The organism is Nocardia wallacei, assembly GCF_029868745.1.
GTDB lineage: Bacteria > Actinomycetota > Actinomycetes > Mycobacteriales > Mycobacteriaceae > Nocardia > Nocardia wallacei_B.
In genome coordinates this window covers 20,237-37,540 of the sequence record NZ_JARWOP010000086.1, presented here as the reverse complement: position 1 = coordinate 37,540, position 17,304 = coordinate 20,237, and the positions used below count along the sequence as shown (strand labels likewise).

Sequence of the window (17,304 nt, the reverse complement as noted above, 5' to 3'; positions counted from 1 at the left end):
TTTAAAATAAAAAAAACCGTTCCCCCCCCCGCCTAACTGTGGCCCGGCCCCCTCCGGGGGGGGCCGCCGGCAACTCCTGGTCACTTCGCCTGTACCAGTACCAGCTTTTCCGCCCTGGGCGCCGGAATCACGATGCGGGTCTCCTCGGCGATGGCACCGAGCGGAACCGACACGGTCGCGACCGCGGCGTCGGCGGCCGCGGCGGCCGGAGCCGCGGGCACGGGCCGCGCGGGCACCCCGTCCGCCTCGGCCATCGCCGCGCTCACATCCGACAGCACCCGTGACAGCGGTAGGTCCAGCGCCTGGCAAATGGCCGCCAGCAGTTCGCTGGAGGCTTCCTTGCGACCGCGCTCCACCTCGGACAGGTAGCCGAGACTGACCCGCGCGGACGTGGATACCTCGCGCAGGGTCCGGCTCTGCGCGATCCGAGCGCGCCGCAGACTTTCCCCGATGGCCTCTCGCAGCAGCGTCATCTCGTTCTCCTCACGTTCTTTACTCGCCGGACCCGAGTTCCTGCAGTGACAACGTCACACGCCACCCGGTTGGTTCCCGGGTGCCGGCGCTCCCAGACTCCGGACGAGTTCGCGCACGGCCGCGCGCACGGCTTCCACCCTGATCGTCCACCGGTCGCCGGACAGTTTCAACCGCAACACCTCGGTGCCCTCCGGTCCGGCCAGCCCGAGGAACACCGTGCCGACCGGCCGACCGGCCTGCGGATCCGGTCCGGCGACACCGGTGAGGCCCACGCCCCAGTCGGCGGCGCAGGCGGTACGCGCGCCCACGGCCAGCTGTTCGGCGGTGCTCGCGGCGACCGGACCGTCGGTGGCCAACGTGTGTTCGCTCACTCCGGCCAGGGTGTGCTTGAGATCGGTGGCGTAGACGATCAGTCCGCCGCGCAGCACCGTGCTGGCGCCGGGCACACCGGCGACGGTGGCCGCGAGCAGGCCCGCGGTCAGCGATTCCGCGGTGGCCAGGGTGAGGTCGCGCTGCCGCAGCAGCCGGACCAGTTCGGTGACGGGAATCGCCGCGACCAGCGGATCGTTCGGCGGCGGCACCGCGGTCACGACCGCCGGACCGGCCCGAATCGGAGCCGGGCCGCCTGCCCCACATAGTCCAGGCCGGTGATCACCGTCAGCGCCACCGCCACGTACATCAGCAGCAGCCCCGCGGTCTGGAACGCGCCCGACAGCGGCAGCAGCATCACGCCGATGGCCAGCGACTGCACCAGCGTCTTCAATTTGCCGCCCCGACCGGCCGGAATCACGCCGCGCCGGACCACCGCCAAGCGCAGCAGCGTGACGCCGATCTCGCGCGCGCAGATCACCAGCGTGATCCACCAGGCCAGATCGCCGAGTGCCGAGAGCCCGATCAGCGCCGAGCCGATCAGCGCCTTGTCGGCGATCGGGTCGGCCAGTTTGCCGAAGTCGGTCACCAGGCCGTATTTGCGGGCCAGTTGCCCGTCGATGCGATCGGTCACGGCCGCGACCCCGAACAGCACCGTCGCCGCGATCCGCCAGCCGGTGTCGTGCCCGCCGGCGGCGAACAGCGCCAGCAGGAACAGCGGCACGATGAGGATCCGCAGCACGGTCAGGATGTTGGCGATGTTCATCAGCGGCACCGCCGACGGCTCCACGGTGCGGGGCGTGGCGGAGACCAGATTCGCGCGCGCTCGGCCCGTATCGACCCAGGCACTGTCCATATCGTCGCTCTGCACGCTCACCGGCACCCCCACCTGGTTACGCCGCGCCGGACCCCGGAATGTGGGGGCTCGGAGGCGGGCTGGCGGTGCGGCACTCCACCAGACTATCGGTTGTCCAGCCGACTACTGTGCACCCCATGACAACACGGGCCTCGCACAGTGATTCGATCGGCGACGCCGTGCCCGACGACCGCGCTCCCCAGCCCGCCGTGACCGCGCGGGCCCCGGGTCCGGAGTCGAGGGCCGGGGCGGGCGACCCGATCGTGCGACGCGCCCGGACCTCGGATGTGCCCGACATCAAGACCCTCGTCGACGTCTACGCCGGCAAGATCCTGCTGGAGAAGAATCTCGTCACACTGTACGAGGCGGTGCAGGAGTTCTGGGTGGCCGAGGTGGACGGCCGGGTGGTCGGCTGCGGCGCGCTGCACGTGTTGTGGGCGGATCTGGGCGAGGTGCGCACGGTGGCGGTGCACCCGAGTGCCAAGGGCAAGGGCATCGGCCGCCTGATCGTCGACAAGTTGATCACGACGGCGCGCGAGCTGGAGTTGCGGCGGCTGTTCGTACTCACCTTCGAGGTGGACTTCTTCGAGCGCCACGGGTTCGCCGAGATCGACGGCACGCCCGTGACCGCCGAGGTGTTCGCCGAGATGTGCCGCTCCTACGACACCGGTGTGGCGGAGTTCCTCGACCTCAGCTACGTCAAGCCGAACACCCTCGGCAATACTCGAATGCTGTTGACCCTCTAGCTCTCAGGGAGTTCTCCGTGCCGATCTTCGCCGTCCACTACACCTACTCCGCGACGACCGCGCCCGCCCGCGACGAGCACCGGCCCGCCCACCGGGCTTGGCTGTCCGGGCTGGTGGACCAGGGCGTGGTGCTGTCGACGGGTCCCTACCCGGACGGCTCGGGCGCGCTGCTCCTGTTCCGCGCCGACGACGCCGCGGCCGTGGAGAAGCTGCTGGCCGAGGATCCGTTCGCCCAGCGGGACCTGATCGACGCCAAGCGCTTCGTCGAATGGCAGCCGGTCATGGGCGCCTTCGCCGAGTGAGGCAAGCCCCGGAAATTCGGTTTCCCAAGGCATTTCGCGGTGCTACCGTCGATACAACACACCGGAACCAGCGGAAGGAGTCAGCGATGATCAGACAGCTCGCGCTACTTCCGGTATCCGGATTCCGCGGGACGAACGTCCGCAGCGGTCCCTGAGGTCCTGTCGCAAGGACCCACACAGGGCCGCATTTCGGGCAATTCGCCACGGAGCGGCCCTTTTTCATGCCTGCGCCCTCCCGTCCGTGTCCCTCCCTCGTAGCCCAATCGGAAGAGGCACCGGTCTCAGGTACCGGCCAGTGCGAGTTCGAATCTCGCCGAGGGAACCGAATCTCCGGCCCGCGCACCTCAATGCCGAGACGGGTGTCAACGCCGACACCCCGCGCGGGCGCTTAACCTGGACCGATGCGATTGGACGAGCAGGATGCCCTGCGACGTTTCCGGGCGGCCCGGGTAGCGCGGCTGGCCACGGTGAGCGCGACCGGGCAGCCGCATCTGGTGCCGGTCACCTTCGCGGTCGCCCCCGACGCACCAATCGTCGTGATCGCCGTGGACCACAAGCCGAAGACGACGACCAACCTGCGGCGGCTGCGCAATATCGCGGCGCACGACCGGGTGTCGGTGCTGGCCGACGAGTACGACGAGGACTGGACGCAACTGTGGTGGGTGCGCGCGGACGGCAGGGCCCGCATTCTCACCGAGGATGCCGATCGCGACGCGCCGATCGCCTGGCTCACCGCCAAATACCCGCAGTACCAAGGCAATAGGCCGCAGGGGCCGGTGATTCGAATCGATGCCGATGCCGTGACCGGCTGGTCCTACAGCGACTGAAGCGGTACCGAATGCGCGGAGCACACGGTCACCGTGCGACCGTCCGGTTCGTACCGGAATAGCTGGGTGTTCGCGCCTACCCCTACGCAATTCGCCATTCGCGACCGGCGCCGGGTAGGGTGGCCGCGAATGCCGGAGCAGGGCCGAATTCAGGGGGTTACATTGCGCGCACACGTTCTGGCCGGTGCCGTTGCACTGTCCGGTCTCGGAATGCTGATCAGCACAACGCTTTTCGCGGGCCCGGCAGCAGCCGCCGCGGCCGCCGACCCGGAATACTACCGCCATGCCGACGGGTATTTCTTCACCACGGCGGACGGCAGCGTCGGCTGCGGTATCCAGGACACACCACTGTCCGATCCGCCGGCCACCGCGGGTTGCCAGCAGCTCGCCACGCACGAGCGCGGCCGTACCGGGTGCGTTTCGAACGACGCCGATCAGCCCACCGAACCGACCATGATGCTCGGCTACACCGCCGCCGAACTGATCTGCCTGAAAGAGGGGCTCTTCCAGGGCGCCCATCCCGCCTACGTCCTCCCCGACGAGACCGCCCTCACGGTCGGCGATTTCACCTGCGCCGCCCGCGACCAGCGCGCCACTTGCACCAACAACGCCACGGGCCACGGCTTCCTGTTCGCCCGCGGCGTCAACCTGCGCTGGTAGCGTCGCCGCGCGCGACGTCGACGGTCGCCATGTGTTCCTCGGCCCACGCCCGCAAGGCGGCGAGCGGGGTTTCGAGGGACAGCCCGAGATCGGTGAGGCGATAGTGCACCCGGGGCGGCACCGTGGGCTCGACGCGGCGGGCCACCAACCCGTCGCGGGTCAGATTCCGCAGGGTGACCGACAGCATCTTCTGGGAGACGCCGGGCATGCGGCGGCGGAGTTCGGCGAAACGGACTTCGGCCGGGTGTGCCTCGGCCAGCAGCTTCACCACCATGGACACCCATTTGGTCCCGATGCGGTCGAGCAGCCGCCGCGTCGGGCAGGCCGGGTCGAACACATCACCGCGCCGGGTAGTCACCTGGACCTCACCACCTGAGTCGAAAGTGCCGTCTTCACCGACCAGCATAGGTTTCCTACGGTCATGTGGTCACTATTAGTTACTCGATGAGGTGAGCCATGACGCTCCGAACGTCCCGGATCTCTGTGCGACGGGTACCGGCGAACGGTCTCGATATCAATGTCGCCGTCGCGGGCGCCGGGCCGGCCGTGCTACTGCTGCACGGCTTTCCGCACACCTGGCAGTTGTGGCGCGAGGTGATCGACACGCTCGCGCACTCACACCGGGTGATCGCGCCGGACCTACGCGGGCTCGGCGCCACCGAACGCCCGGCCGACGGCTACGACGCCGGAAATCTGGCCGCGGACGCCGCCGGACTGCTCGAGGAACTGGGCGAGCGCGAGGCCGCCGTGGTCGGCATCGATCTCGGCGCCCCGGCCGCCTTCCTGCTCGCGATGCGGCGGCCCGACCTGGTCCGGCGGCTGGTCGTGATGGAATCGCTGCTGGGCAGGCTGCCGGGCGCGGAGAACTTCCTGCGCGACGGACCGCCGTGGTGGTTCGGCTTCCACTCCGTCCCCAGTCTCGCCGAACGCGTTCTGGCGGGACACGAATCGGAGTACATCGACTGGTTTCTGACCGCCGGGACCCGTGGCCGCGGCGTCCCCGGCGCGTTGCGAGACGCCTTCGTCGACGCCTACAGCCGTCCGGGCGCGTTGCGGGCCGCGTTCGCGCACTACCGCGCCATGCCCGACAGTGCCCGGCAGATCGAACGCGCCGTCGCCGAAACCCATTTGCGCGTAACGACTTTGGCGATAGGCGCGCACCCCGTAGGCGACGCCCTCGCCCGCCAGCTCGCACCCCACACCGACGACCTCACCGGTCACGTCATCCCCGGCTGCGGCCACATCATCCCGATCGACGGCGCTGCCGCCCTATCCCCGCTACTGACGAAATTCCTTGCAGCACACCAGGATTCCGTCCTATAACCAGGCTACAGCGGCATCAGGTGATGCTTGCGCGGCCCATGCGTGACGCGCTTGTCGCGCAGCAGGCGCAAGGCCTTGCGAATCTCCAGCCGGGTACTGCTCGGCTCGATGACGGCGTCGATGTAGCCGCGCTCGGCGGCGATCCAAGGGGTGGCGACGGTGGCGTTGTAGAAGTCGATCATCTGCTGCCGCAACGCCGGACGCTCCTCGTCGGAGACCGCGGCGAGCTGACGGCGCTGTGTAAGCCCGACGGCCGCCTCACCACCCATGACGGCGATGCGGGCGGTGGGCCAGGCGAGATTGATGTCCCCGCCGAGCTGTTTGCAGCCCATCACCGCATAGCCGCCGCCGTAGGCCTTACGCACCACCACGGTGACGATCGGGACGGTGGCCTCGACCACGGCGTAGAAGAACCGGCCGCCGCGCTTGATGACGCCGATCTTCTCCTCCTCGACCCCCGGCAGCACGCCGGGAGTGTCGACCACGAACACCAGCGGCAACCCGAACGCGTCGCAGAGCCTGATGAAATGCGCCGCCTTGTCCGAACTGCGAGCATCGATCGCGCCGCTGGACACCAGCGGCTGATTGGCCACCACACCCACGCTGCGGCCGTCCACGCGGGCGAAGCCGGTGATCATGTTGCGGGCGGCGGCATCCCCGACCTCGTGGAACTCGCCGTCGTCGAAGATCCGCAGCAGCACGTCGTACATGTCGTACCCGGCGCGATCGGAATCGGGAATGATCGTGTCGAGTTCGCGGTCGGAGTCGGTGATTTCGGGCTCGAGGCCCGGATTGACGACGGGCGGCTGCTCGAAACAGTTCGACGGCATGTAGCTCAGATACGTCCGCGCCCACTCGAACGCCGCCGGCTCGTCCGGCGCGACATGATGGATATTGCCGTTCTCGGCCTGGGTGAACGCGCCGCCGAGTTCCTCGAGGGTGACCTCCTCACCCGTCGTCTCGCGGATGATGTCGGGCCCGGTCACGAACATGTAGGCCGATTCGGTCGCGATCAGGACATCGGTATTGATCGGCGCGTACACCGCACCCGCGGCGCATTTGCCCAGCATCAGCGAGACCTGCGGCACCACCCCGGACAGTCCCAGTTGACGGCGGCTCATCGCCGCGTACCAGGCCAGCGAGGTCACCGCGTCCTGCACCCGCGCGCCGCCGGAGTCGTTGATCGCCACGAACGGGCAGCCGATCTCGGCCGCGAAATCCATTGCCGCGGCGACCTTGCGGCCGAACATCTCGCCGACCGAGCCGCCGAACACCGTCTGGTCATGGGCGATCACCACGACCGGGCGGCCGTCGACGGTGCCGTGGCCGGTCACCACGCCGTCGCCGTACAGGGTGTCGCGGGAGCCGGGCTGCTTCACCAGCGCACCGATCTCGATGAAACTCCCGGCGTCGAGCAGCATGCCGATGCGCTCACGCGGGCTGGGAATCCCCTTCGCGGCCCGCTTGGCGATCCCCGCGGCCCCGGCCGGTTCTCGCGCCATTTCCAGACTGTGTTGCAGCAGCTTCAGTTTCGCGGCGGTCGTCTCCAACGATGCGTCCTCCCTCGGTAACCCTCGGTTCGCTGTCCCACCGACAGTAGCCGGAAGAGACGCGTTCACAACTATGTGCACTGCAATAGACTCTCGGCCGTGTCGTCTACAGCTATGCATCGCGGACCGGACGCGACCTACCAGCGGCGAGCCGGGAGAGCGCTCGAGGAACGCACCAAAGCGATGATCGTCGCGGCGGCGGAACAGGTGATGACGGCGCCGGACGCGGGCGATTCGATCGCCCGCCTCACGACCGGCGACATCTGCGCGGCGGCGCGCGGCTACGTCCGGCGCGACGGCACGGAGGGGCCGATCCCGAAGGCCACCATGTGGAAGCACTTCAAGACGATCGCCGCCCTCGCGGCCGCGGTGGTCGACAAGATGACCGCCGAGAACCGTCCCGTGCCGGACGCGATCATCGAGTTGGCCGCGGGCGCGGGACACACCGAACGCCGCCCCGCCACTGTCGACGTGAAACGGCTGGAAGCACGATACTCCAGCCGGAACTACGAAGTCGGGCAACTGGAGGAACAATTCGCGCACGCGGCCGCCCGGGACGACCGCTCCGACATGCTGTACTGGTCCGCCGAACTCGCCGAGCGCCGGCTGCGACAGCGTCGCCGAGGCGATCGGGAACCGATCGAGGCGGCCCGCGACTGGGCGCGCCGGGGTCTGCGGCTGGTCGACGTCGGCTCGCGACTGGACTGCATGATCGGCATCCGCTGCGCTCGCGCGGCGGCCGAGGCCGAGGCCGTGTTGTCGCGGCACGCGGAGTACGAGCCGACCGGGCTGAGCCGGATCCGCTCGATCAAGGAGACCGAGCTGGAACTCGCCGGGATCCTCGGCTGGGACTTGCATCGCGAACTCGCCCGCTTTCACGCCGAGCACGCCCGCGCCCTGGCCGAGGAGGATCCGGAACGCGAGATTCGGGCGATGCGGGCCGTCACGAGCGTGCTGATCGAATTGTGCGGTCCCGGCGCGGCCGGGGATCGAGATCCCCAGGACGGTCTGCGCGCGGAAGAACTCGGCGAGATCATCATCGAGTTGCGCCGCCTGGAGATGGCCTACGCCGCGCATCCGGAGTACGGGAATCTGTTCGCGGCCGCCTTCGGTACGGACGCGGCCGAAACGACCCGGGACCTGCTGGCGTGTTTTCCGGGCAGTACCGGCGGGCGACGGCGGCACGAGGGCAATGTGCGAGCGCTGTTGCGGCTGGACGATCGCACGCGGCGGCTCGCCCGGATGGCCGACGACACCGAACCCGCCGCGGTGATCGCGGCGGTCGAGAACTACGAGCACGCGTCGGTGGACATCCTCCGGACCGCCGAATTCGGTACCGTCCGTGACATTCTCGTCGCGCGCTACCTCGCCGCCAAGGCCCGCGCCCTCGCGCTGAGTCAGGGCGATCCGGCCCGACCGCCGAGCGCGGACGACTCACTGGTCCGGCCGAAACCGTCGGGACTGATCGCGGCCGCGATCCGCTACTACGACCACGCCGCCAAGGTGACCAGCACCCGCGGCGCCGACGGCGAGCTGCGCGCACAGGCCGCGCGCGCCGGTGCGGAACTGCGCGCTTCGAACCTGCTCGGCGCGGATTCGCCCGAAACCGACGCAGCCGGAGAGGGCGAGTTCGACCGCATCGTGCGGGCCATCAACGACCTGGTACTGATCACCGTCAGCCGCCGAAATCGCTTCACCGACAGCGAAGTACAGCATCTGCTGGACATGGTCGACCCGATGTACTACTACATCACCTCGGGCCGGAACTGAGCACGCCGGGGCGCTGCCCGGTCGCGGCGGCTCAGGTCCCGATCGCGGCGTTCATGATGGTGCCGGCGCTGGTGGCGACGATGCCGCCGATCATGGCGCCGATGACCATCTTCGGCGACGGGCCCGCGCCGATGGATTTGTCCCAGGCGAAACGCCCACCCGCATAGGTGATTCCGAGGACGCCGGCCAGGATCACGAACCATGTGAAGTATCGGACGAGCTTCATCAGCTTGTCTGCGGCGGGCGGAGTCTCCGGGGTGGGGTTCCCGATCTGGGCGAGGAGGGTGTCGTGAACGGCTGCGAGAATCATGCAGTGACCTTTCGGATTCGGTAAACCGCTCTACCTGCCGCGAAAACATGAGTGCCAGAACGCGATCGACAACCGTTATCACGATACCGGTCCGGGAACCGCGGTGATGTCCGTTTCGATCGATTCGGTGTGTGGTGTACGTCTCGGCGGAACGCGCAGCCGCGCAGCCGGATTCGCTGACGAATCAACGAATCCTACTGTGCGGGCGACCAGCTCGGGTCAGTCCGCCATCGCGGGCGCCGGTGTCACCACGGCGGTCAAGATCTTGGGCAGCGCGTACGGGTGGTAGGCGCTCAGCCAGGACACCAGCTCCTCGCGGACCGCGCAGCGCAGCGTCCACACGTCGTCGGCGTTGCGGGCCGACATGGAGGCGCGGACCACGATGCTGGTCGGCGTGCTGCCGGTGACCAGCAGGTTCCAGTCCCGGCCGTCCCAGTCCTGCCGCCGCCGCACGAAGTCGTGCAGGTGCTCGCGTAACGCGGCGACCGGGGTGCTGTGGTCGAGGTGCAGGAAGACCGTGCCGGTGAGCTGCGGGCCGCCCTTGGACCAGTTCTCGTAGGGTTTGTTGTTGAAGTAGGAGACGGGCATGGTCAGCCGGCGGTCGTCCCAGATCCGCACGGTGAGGAACGACAGGGTGATCTCCTCGACGGTGCCCCACTCCCCCTCGACCACCACGGTGTCACCGATCTTCACGGAATCGCCGAAGGCGATCTGCAGCCCGGCCATCAAGTTGCCGAGGGTCGACTGCGCCGCGACACCGGCGATGATGCCGATGATTCCGGCCGATGCCAGCAGCGAGGTGCCCAGTGTGCGCAGGCCCGGGAACAGCAGCAGCATCACCACGGCCGCGCTGGTCAGTGCCAGCACCGTGGTGACGATCCGGCGCACCAGGGTCAGCTGGGTGTGCAGGCGGCGCACCCGCGCGGTGTCGGCGGTGCGGCCGGCGTATTTGTCCAGGGTGTTCTCGGCGACGGCATCGACGACGCGGATGGTGAGCCAGGCGGCGGCCAGGACCGCCGCGGTGGCCAGCAGATTGCGAATCACCGCGTCCTGGCGCAGGTGCAGTTCCGCCAGCGGATAGGTGAATTGCAGTCCGGCCGTGGCCAACAGGAGCTGCAGGGGCAGCTGCACCCGGCGCAGCAGGCCGGGCAGTCGCGTTCGCGGGTGCTTGGTCGCGGCGTAACACAGCAGCCGGTCGATCAGTACGCCGACCGCCACCGTGACCGCGAGCGTGCCGCCGAAAACGATGAGCGGGCGTAGTACCTCATCCAAGGCGTCCAACTCCTTGCGACGGTGTTCGGGTGTGCCTCCCAGCCACGCTACCTACGGGTCGGGGCCGCGAAGCAACCCCGGAATCGCGGATCGGGGCCGACTCGGTGCCCGGCCGCGCGGGCGGCGTGCCCGCAAATCCCCGTGCTCCCAGCGACTTCGGCGGACCGCGGCGGCGCACCGGGCGAGAGCCCGGGTCCGCGGGTGAACCTACTCACAAGGCATCGGCGCGTTAGGGATCGTCGAACGGTGGTATCCGGGCACCGATCTGTGTCCGGAGCCACGCTGAGCGGCAGGGTGCGAGCGGCGAAAAGGACTCCACCGCAACAACTTCCGGCGGCCCTACGCTTCGTCTTCGGGCTCCTCGGCGGCCGGGTCGCCACCCTTGATCGTGTACAGCAGGCCCTCCAGCTCGTCGGGCTTGATCAGCACGTCGCGGGCCTTGGAACCCTCGCTGGGTCCGACGACGCCGCGGGTCTCCATCAGGTCCATCAGGCGGCCCGCCTTGGCGAAACCGACGCGCAGCTTGCGCTGCAGCATCGAGGTCGAGCCGAACTGCGAGGTGACCACCAGCTCGACGGCCTGCACGAACAGGTCCAGGTCGTCGCCGATGTCCGGGTCGACGTCCTTCTTCTCACCGGCCTTGGCGCTGGTGACGCCTTCCTGGTACTCGGGTTCGGCCTGGTTCTTGGCGAAGTCGACGACGCCCTGGATCTCCTCGTCGGAGATGAACGCGCCCTGCAGGCGGGTCGGCTTGTTGGCGCCCATCGGCAGGAACAGGCCGTCGCCCATGCCGATCAGCTTCTCCGCGCCGGGCTGGTCGAGGATGACCCGCGAGTCGGTCAGCGAGGAGGTGGCGAAGGCCAGCCGGGACGGCACGTTGGTCTTGATCAGGCCGGTGACCACGTCCACCGACGGCCGCTGCGTCGCCAGCACCAGGTGAATGCCCGCGGCGCGGGCCTTCTGGGTGATGCGCACGATCGCGTCCTCGACGTCGCGAGGCGCGGTCATCATCAGGTCGGCCAGCTCGTCGACGATGGCGAGGATGTACGGGTAAGGCCGGTACACCCGCTCGCTGCCCAGCGGCGTGGTGATCTGGCCCGACTTGACCTTCTTGTTGAAGTCATCGATGTGGCGGACCTTGCTGGCCTGCATGTCCTGGTATCGCTGCTCCATCTCCTCCACCAGCCAGGCCAGCGCGGCGGCGGCCTTCTTCGGCTGCGTGATGATGGGCGTGATCAGATGCGGAATGCCTTCGTAGGGCGTGAGTTCCACCATCTTCGGGTCGATGAGGATCATTCGCACCTCGTCGGGCGTCGCGCGCTGCAGCAGCGACACCAGCATCGAGTTCACGAAGCTCGACTTACCCGAGCCGGTGGAACCGGCCACCAGCAGATGCGGCATCTTCGCCAGGTTGGCGGCGAGGAATTCGCCCTCGATGTTCTTGCCGAGCCCGATCAGCAAGGGGTGGTGGTCGTTTCGCGTCGAGGGCGCCTTGAGCACGTCGGCCAGGCGCACCAGCTCGCGGTCGGAGTTGGGCACCTCGATGCCGACTGCCGACTTACCCGGGATCGGCGCCAGCAGCCGGACGTTCTCCGTCGCCACGGCATAGGCGATATTGCGGGCGAGGGCGGTGATCTTCTCGACCTTCACGCCGGGCCCGAGTTCCACCTCGTAGCGGGTGACCGTCGGGCCGCGCACGAATCCGGTGACCGCGGCGTCGATCTTGAACTGCACCAGCACCTCGGTGATCGCCTCGATCATCGATTCGTTGGCGGCGCTGCGGCGTTTCGGCGGATCGCCGTCGATCAGCAGCGACATCGGCGGCAGCTGGTAGTCGCCCTCCACTTGCCGTTCGGTGACGAACTCCAGTTGCTGCGGTGCGGGCGGGTCGGGGGTCTGGTCGACGACCTTGGGCAGCTTCTTGGGTTTCGGCTTGGGGGCGGGCTTTTCGGCCGCGGCCGCCTCGGCGGTCTCGGCGGCGATGTCCTTGGCGTCGCGCAGCGGCGGCTCTCCGATGACCTCGGTGACCGCGTCGGAGCCGCCGAATTCGTCGGTCGGATAGTTCTCCGCGGGGGTACGGCCGCGGCGCCGGGACTTGCTCCCGTGCAGCGGGAAGCCGTCGGCGTCGAAGTTCTCCGGGTCGTAGAGACCGTATTGGCCGTCGTAGGAGTCGTATTCGTCGCCGCGGCTGCCCGTGCCGAACAGTTCGCGCAGCCGGTTGGGCACCTCGCGCACGGTGGTTCCGGTCAGCAGCAGCACGCCGAACACCATGGCGATCAGCAACAGTGGGACCGCGAGCCAGGCCGTCAGGCCGTCGCGCAGTGGGCCGCCCACCACGTAGCCGGCGAAACCCGCGGCGTGCGAGCGCCCGTGCGGATCGGTGGGCGCACCCGCGGCGATGTGCCACAGCCCCAGCGCGGGGAGCCCGACCAGCAGGCCGCCCAGCACCAGGCGCGGCCGGATCTCGGGCCGAGGTTCGGTGCGCATCAGGATCACCGCCACGGCCACGGCGACGAACGGCAGCGCCGCCGAGGCGGATCCGGTGATCCAGCGGATCGCGGTGTCGACCGCGTGCCCGACCGGACCGCCCGCCGCCAGCCACACCGCCGCCGCGATGATCACGCTGAACGCGATGAGCACCAGCGCGATTCCGTCGCGCCGGTGCCCGTGCTCGATCTCCCCGGCGCGACTCAGTGTGCGGGTGGTGGCGCCGACGCCGCGCGCGAGCATCGACCAGCCGTTGCCGATCCCGCGCCCGAGCACGGCCAGCGGGGCCGTATTGGACCGCGCCCGCGGTGCGGGACGCCGCGTCGCGGAGGTGCGCCCGCGCGTGGTCGACCCGCGTGGCGTCGACCCCGTCCGTGATCCGGCGGAACGAGACCGCGCCGGAGCCCTCCCCCGGGTCGATCCCGCCCGCGCACGTGAGGTCGTGGTGCCGCGGGACTTACCTGCCATAGCCTCAGGCTAGCCGCAATCGCCCCATCCAGACCATCCGCAACACCCACACCACGAACATCACATAGTCCAGCCCCGCCGCTCACAGCCCGTTTTCGTCCCGGTGAGCAGGCCAACTCGGCAATCGAACCGACCTCCGGGACCCGGAGGTGAGGCGGTGGCCGGTGCGGCTTCTGTTCCGGGTCAGACGCTGCGGTCGGTGGCGAAAACCGCCTTGACGTCCTCGTCCGGGCCGGTGGTCTCGAGGCGGACCTCGTTGCGGCCGAAGGCGTGCAGCAGGAGTTCGGAGGGTGGGCCGGTGAGGATCACCGCGTCGCCGCCGGCGTTGTGGGCGGCGACGCGCTCGCCCTGCGGGGTGGTCAGTACGACCGTGACCGGGGACTTGCGGTAGGCCACGCGGGCCATCCGGCGCACCGCGTTCCACAGCTTGGCCTCGTCGGCCTCGCTCAATGTGCGTGGCTCCCAACCGGGTTCGCCGCGGCGCACGTCCTCGTGGTGGACGAACATCTCGGTGAGGTTGACCACCGCGTCCACAGGATACAGCGGCGACCACCACGGCGGGCCGGTGCGGACCTGCTCCAGCAGCTCGGTGAACGGCCGCTGGGCGGCGCGCTCCTGCACCGATTCCAGGTGGCCCGCAAGGGGTTTCAGCATGATGCCGGGTGCGGCGTCGGGGCGGCGCTCGCGCACCACCAGGTGCGCGGCCAGGTCGCGCACGGTCCAGGCGCCGCACAGCGTCGGTGCGTCGGGGCCCGCGGCGGTCATGGTCACGACCAGGGCGCGCCGCTCCCGTCGGGCCATACTCATGCTCTCGAGCCTAATCGACTCGCGGCCACCGGGACTGTGGCCGCCGACACACCCCTAGACCCCGAGCACGGTCGGCACGATCATCGGCCGCCGCCGGTAGGCGTCGGCGACCCAGCGGCCGACCACCCGCCGTACGCTCTGCGCGATGCGATGGGTATCGGTGACGCCCTCACCCGCCAGCCGCAGCAATTCCGCCTCGACCAGTTCCTGCGCCGCGACCAGCGCCTCCGGATCGTCGGAGAAACCGCGACCGCTGACCTCCGGCGCGCTGATCGCCTTGCCGGTGGTCTCGTCGACGGCGACCGTGATCGCGATGAAGCCGCCCTCACCCAGGATCAAGCGGTCCGACAGCGTCGACTCGCCCACGTCGCCGACCGACAGACCGTCGACGTACACCTGTCCGACCGGGAACCGTCCGGTGATCGAGGCGATGCCGTCCACCAAGTCCACCACCACGCCGTTCTCGGCGAGCATGACGCGGTCCTCGGGGACGCCGGTGGCGACGGCCAGCGCGGCGTTGGCCCGCAGATGCCGCCACTCGCCGTGCACGGGCATGGCGTTGGTCGGACGCACCGCGTTGTACAGGTACAGCAGTTCACCGGCCGAGGCGTGGCCGGAAACGTGCACCTTCGCGCTCTGCTGGGTGACCACGGTGGCGCCGAGCCGGGCCAGGCCGTTGACCACTCCGAACACCGCGTTCTCGTTGCCGGGGATGAGCGAGGACGCCAGCACCACCAGGTCGTCGGCGCGGATGTTGATCTGACGGTGGTCGCCACGGGCCATCCGCGACAGCGCGGACAGCGGCTCGCCCTGCGAACCGGTCGAGATCAGCACCAGCTTGTGCACCGGCAGATTGGCGGCCTGGTCCAGATCCACCACCAGCCCGTCGGGCAGTTCGAGGTAACCGAGGTCCTGCGCGATCTGCATATTGCGCACCATGGACCGGCCGACGAAGCACACCCGCCGGTCGTTGCGCTGCGCGACGTCGACCACCTGCTGGATGCGGTGCACGTGGCTGGCGAAGGAGGCGACGATCACCCGGCCCTTGGCCTTGCCGATGACGCTGTCGAGGACCGGCCCGATTTCGCGCTCGGGCGTCACGAAGCCGGGCACCTCGGCGTTGGTGGAGTCGACCAGGAACAGGTCCACTCCTTCGTCGCCGAGACGGGAGAAACCGGCCAGGTCGGTGAGTCGGCCGTCCAGCGGCAACTGGTCCAGCTTGATGTCGCCGGTGTGCAGGACCAGTCCGGCCGGGGTGCGCAGCGCGACCGCGATGGCGTCCGGGATGGAGTGGTTGACGGCGAAGTACTCGCACTCGAAGGGGCCGTGGGTGGTCTTCTCGCCCTCGGTGACCTCGAGCAGCTTCGGCTGCAGCCGGTGCTCGCGGCACTTGGCGGCGACCAGCGCGAGGGTGAACTTGGAGCCGACGACCGGGATGTCGGGGCGCAGGCGCAGCAGGAACGGCACCGCGCCGATGTGGTCCTCGTGACCGTGCGTGAGCACCACGGCCACGACGTCCTCGATCCGGTCCTCGATGGGCCGGAAATCGGGCAGGATCAGGTCGACGCCGGGCTGCTGGTCCTCCGGGAACAGCACACCGCAGTCGACGATCAGCAGCTTGCCGTCGTATTCGAAAACGGTCATGTTGCGGCCGATCTCGCTGATGCCGCCGAGGGCGAACACGCGCAGGCCGTGCCGCGGCGGCGCCTCGGGCAGGCCGAGGGCCGGCGGGCCGGGCGGCGGCGGTTCGGACTGTTCGGCGCGCACCTGCTCGGCGCGCCCACGGGCCTGCTCCGCCCGACCGCGACTCCCCTGCCTGCCCCGGCCACGGCGCTGCCGGTCGGGCCGCTCCGACTTTCCGGACTCGGCCGAAACAGTCTGCGGCGCAGCCTTTTCCGCCGCACGCAGATCCCGCTCCGCGGCCTTGGCCAGCTGCCGCTCCTCACGCGCCGCGGCCTTCGCCTCCTGAGCGACCGAATCGACCTGCGACCGCGACTCGGCCCGCGGTGTCGTCGAGTCGGGCTGTGATGTCGGCTCGCGCCGCGGCGGCTCGGTGACGGCCTGCGGCGGCTTGGGCTCGGGGGCCCCGGCGGACCGGCTGGCAGCTCTGCGTCGCGGACGACGGCCTTCGGGATCACTCATGCGTAAACTCCTCCCGCCTCCAGCTCGGCGCCGATCAGATGCAGCACCTCGCCCTCCGGCATCAGTTGCGGCAGCCGCGGCTCACCCACCTCGACGCCGAGCAGCCGCAGCGACGCCTTCACCATCGCCACACCGCCGACCCGGGCCATCGCGCGCATCAGCGGCAGCATGCTCACATGGATCTCACGGGCGCCCGCCACGTCCCCGGCCAGGTAGGCGTCGCGCAAGGACACCAGCCGTTCCGGCACGAGATGCCCGATGACGCTGATATAGCCGACCGCGCCGACCGACAGCCACGGCAGATTCAATACGTCGTCGCCGGAGTACCAGTCCAAGCCCGTCTCGGCGATCAACTCCGCGCCGACGCCGAGGTCTCCCTTGGCGTCTTTCACCGCGACGATGCGCGGGTGCTCGGCGAGGCGGCGGATCGTCTCCGGCAGGATCGGCACCACCGAGCGCGGCGGAATGTCGTACAGCGTCACCGGCAGATCGGTGGCGTCGGCGACCGCGGTGAAGTGGGCCAGCAGCCCCTCCTGCGCCGGGCGCGAGTAGTACGGGGTCACCAGCAACACTCCGTGCGCACCGGCCCGCTGGGCGCTGCGCGCCAATTCGATGCTGTGCGCGGTGTCGTAGGTACCGGCCCCGGCGATCACCGTGGCGCGCGTGCCGACGGTCTCGACGACGGCGTGCAGCAGATCGAACTTCTCCGACTCGGTGGTGGTCGGCGATTCGCCGGTGGTTCCGGACACGGCGAGCAGGTCGACACCCCGGTCGACCAGGCGACTCGCCAGAGCGACGCCGGCATCGACGTCGAGCTTGCCCTCCGCGGTGAAGGGCGTCACCATCGCGACACCGACCGTGCCGGACGCGCGCAACCCTGTCCGCGTCGAATCACCGTTCGTCATGGTCAGCAAGGCTACCCGGTCGGGGAACCGACATCG

General features: G+C 69.4%; 17 protein-coding genes and 1 tRNA gene. 7 read left to right on the top strand and 11 right to left on the bottom strand.

The genetic code is table 11. The annotated features are described in order from the left end of the window. Positions 1 to 80 precede the first annotated feature (80 nt). The 3 genes from QH470_RS06525 to pgsA are packed head-to-tail and all read right to left on the bottom strand — an operon-like array spanning position 81 to position 1,720. Positions 81 to 473, bottom strand: coding sequence for a helix-turn-helix domain-containing protein (locus tag QH470_RS06525; protein WP_280271358.1), 393 nt, complete (start codon positions 471 to 473; stop codon positions 81 to 83). A 54-nt stretch (positions 474 to 527) separates the two neighbouring features. After that, a complete protein-coding gene (locus QH470_RS06520) occupies positions 528 to 1,064 on the bottom strand; it encodes a CinA family protein (RefSeq protein ID WP_425302621.1) in 537 nt (178 codons plus the stop codon). Next, positions 1,061 to 1,720: a CDP-diacylglycerol--glycerol-3-phosphate 3-phosphatidyltransferase gene (pgsA, locus tag QH470_RS06515; RefSeq protein WP_425302620.1), complete on the bottom strand. Its 660-nt coding sequence runs from the start codon at positions 1,718 to 1,720 to the stop codon at positions 1,061 to 1,063. The genes QH470_RS06520 and pgsA overlap by 4 nt, the downstream gene beginning before the upstream one ends. A gap of 116 nt (positions 1,721 to 1,836) precedes the next feature. Between pgsA and QH470_RS06510 the strand changes: the two genes are divergently transcribed. The 5 genes from QH470_RS06510 (at position 1,837) to QH470_RS06490 (ending at position 4,234) form a co-directional block, all read left to right on the top strand. Next, positions 1,837 to 2,445 carry an amino-acid N-acetyltransferase gene (locus QH470_RS06510; protein ID WP_280271357.1) on the top strand — a complete coding sequence of 203 codons (609 nt, stop codon included), beginning with the start codon at positions 1,837 to 1,839 and terminating at the stop codon, positions 2,443 to 2,445. A gap of 17 nt (positions 2,446 to 2,462) precedes the next feature. Continuing rightward, positions 2,463 to 2,747: a YciI family protein gene (locus QH470_RS06505; protein WP_280271356.1), complete on the top strand. Its 285-nt coding sequence runs from the start codon at positions 2,463 to 2,465 to the stop codon at positions 2,745 to 2,747. 248 nt (positions 2,748 to 2,995) lie between these two features. Continuing rightward, positions 2,996 to 3,069 (top strand) — tRNA-Leu (locus tag QH470_RS06500). A 79-nt stretch (positions 3,070 to 3,148) separates the two neighbouring features. After that, complete coding sequence (locus QH470_RS06495; protein WP_280271355.1) at positions 3,149 to 3,574, top strand: TIGR03668 family PPOX class F420-dependent oxidoreductase; 426 nt, start codon at positions 3,149 to 3,151, stop codon at positions 3,572 to 3,574. 210 nt (positions 3,575 to 3,784) lie between these two features. Continuing rightward, positions 3,785 to 4,234, top strand: coding sequence for a hypothetical protein (locus QH470_RS06490; protein WP_280271354.1), 450 nt, complete (start codon positions 3,785 to 3,787; stop codon positions 4,232 to 4,234). On the opposite strand, the gene QH470_RS06485 is transcribed toward QH470_RS06490, so the two are convergent. Then, positions 4,218 to 4,640 carry a winged helix-turn-helix transcriptional regulator gene (locus QH470_RS06485; RefSeq protein ID WP_280271353.1) on the bottom strand — a complete coding sequence of 141 codons (423 nt, stop codon included), beginning with the start codon at positions 4,638 to 4,640 and terminating at the stop codon, positions 4,218 to 4,220. The genes QH470_RS06490 and QH470_RS06485 overlap by 17 nt on opposite strands. 50 nt (positions 4,641 to 4,690) lie before the next feature. Here QH470_RS06485 and QH470_RS06480 point away from each other — a divergent pair, with 50 nt between their 5' ends. After that, on the top strand, positions 4,691 to 5,557 hold the full coding sequence (locus QH470_RS06480) for an alpha/beta fold hydrolase (RefSeq protein WP_280271352.1): 867 nt from the start codon (positions 4,691 to 4,693) through the stop codon (positions 5,555 to 5,557). Between the two features lie 5 nt (positions 5,558 to 5,562). Here QH470_RS06480 and QH470_RS06475 read toward each other — a convergent pair whose 3' ends face one another. Next, positions 5,563 to 7,059: an acyl-CoA carboxylase subunit beta gene (locus tag QH470_RS06475; protein ID WP_280271360.1), complete on the bottom strand. Its 1,497-nt coding sequence runs from the start codon at positions 7,057 to 7,059 to the stop codon at positions 5,563 to 5,565. 147 nt (positions 7,060 to 7,206) lie between these two features. Here QH470_RS06475 and QH470_RS06470 point away from each other — a divergent pair, with 147 nt between their 5' ends. After that, a complete protein-coding gene (locus tag QH470_RS06470; RefSeq protein ID WP_280271351.1) occupies positions 7,207 to 8,877 on the top strand; it encodes a hypothetical protein in 1,671 nt (556 codons plus the stop codon). A gap of 31 nt (positions 8,878 to 8,908) precedes the next feature. Here QH470_RS06470 and QH470_RS06465 read toward each other — a convergent pair whose 3' ends face one another. The 6 genes from QH470_RS06465 to dapA all read right to left on the bottom strand — a co-directional run bounded on the left by QH470_RS06465 (position 8,909) and on the right by dapA (position 17,268). After that, positions 8,909 to 9,187: a hypothetical protein gene (locus tag QH470_RS06465; RefSeq protein ID WP_187687785.1), complete on the bottom strand. Its 279-nt coding sequence runs from the start codon at positions 9,185 to 9,187 to the stop codon at positions 8,909 to 8,911. Between the two features lie 219 nt (positions 9,188 to 9,406). Further along, the gene (locus QH470_RS06460; protein ID WP_280271350.1) at positions 9,407 to 10,459 is read right to left on the bottom strand and encodes a mechanosensitive ion channel family protein; all 1,053 of its coding nucleotides are present in this window, start codon (positions 10,457 to 10,459) and stop codon (positions 9,407 to 9,409) included. Between the two features lie 339 nt (positions 10,460 to 10,798). Then, a complete protein-coding gene (locus tag QH470_RS06455) occupies positions 10,799 to 13,414 on the bottom strand; it encodes a DNA translocase FtsK (protein ID WP_280271349.1) in 2,616 nt (871 codons plus the stop codon). Positions 13,415 to 13,597: 183 nt separating this feature from the next. Beyond that, complete coding sequence (locus tag QH470_RS06450; protein ID WP_280271348.1) at positions 13,598 to 14,221, bottom strand: TIGR03085 family metal-binding protein; 624 nt, start codon at positions 14,219 to 14,221, stop codon at positions 13,598 to 13,600. Positions 14,222 to 14,275: 54 nt separating this feature from the next. Beyond that, a complete protein-coding gene (locus QH470_RS06445; protein WP_280271347.1) occupies positions 14,276 to 16,363 on the bottom strand; it encodes an RNase J family beta-CASP ribonuclease in 2,088 nt (695 codons plus the stop codon). Further along, positions 16,360 to 17,268, bottom strand: coding sequence for a 4-hydroxy-tetrahydrodipicolinate synthase (gene dapA / locus QH470_RS06440; protein WP_280271346.1), 909 nt, complete (start codon positions 17,266 to 17,268; stop codon positions 16,360 to 16,362). Before dapA ends, QH470_RS06445 begins: the two co-directional genes overlap by 4 nt. Between the last annotated feature and the right edge of the window lie 36 nt (positions 17,269 to 17,304).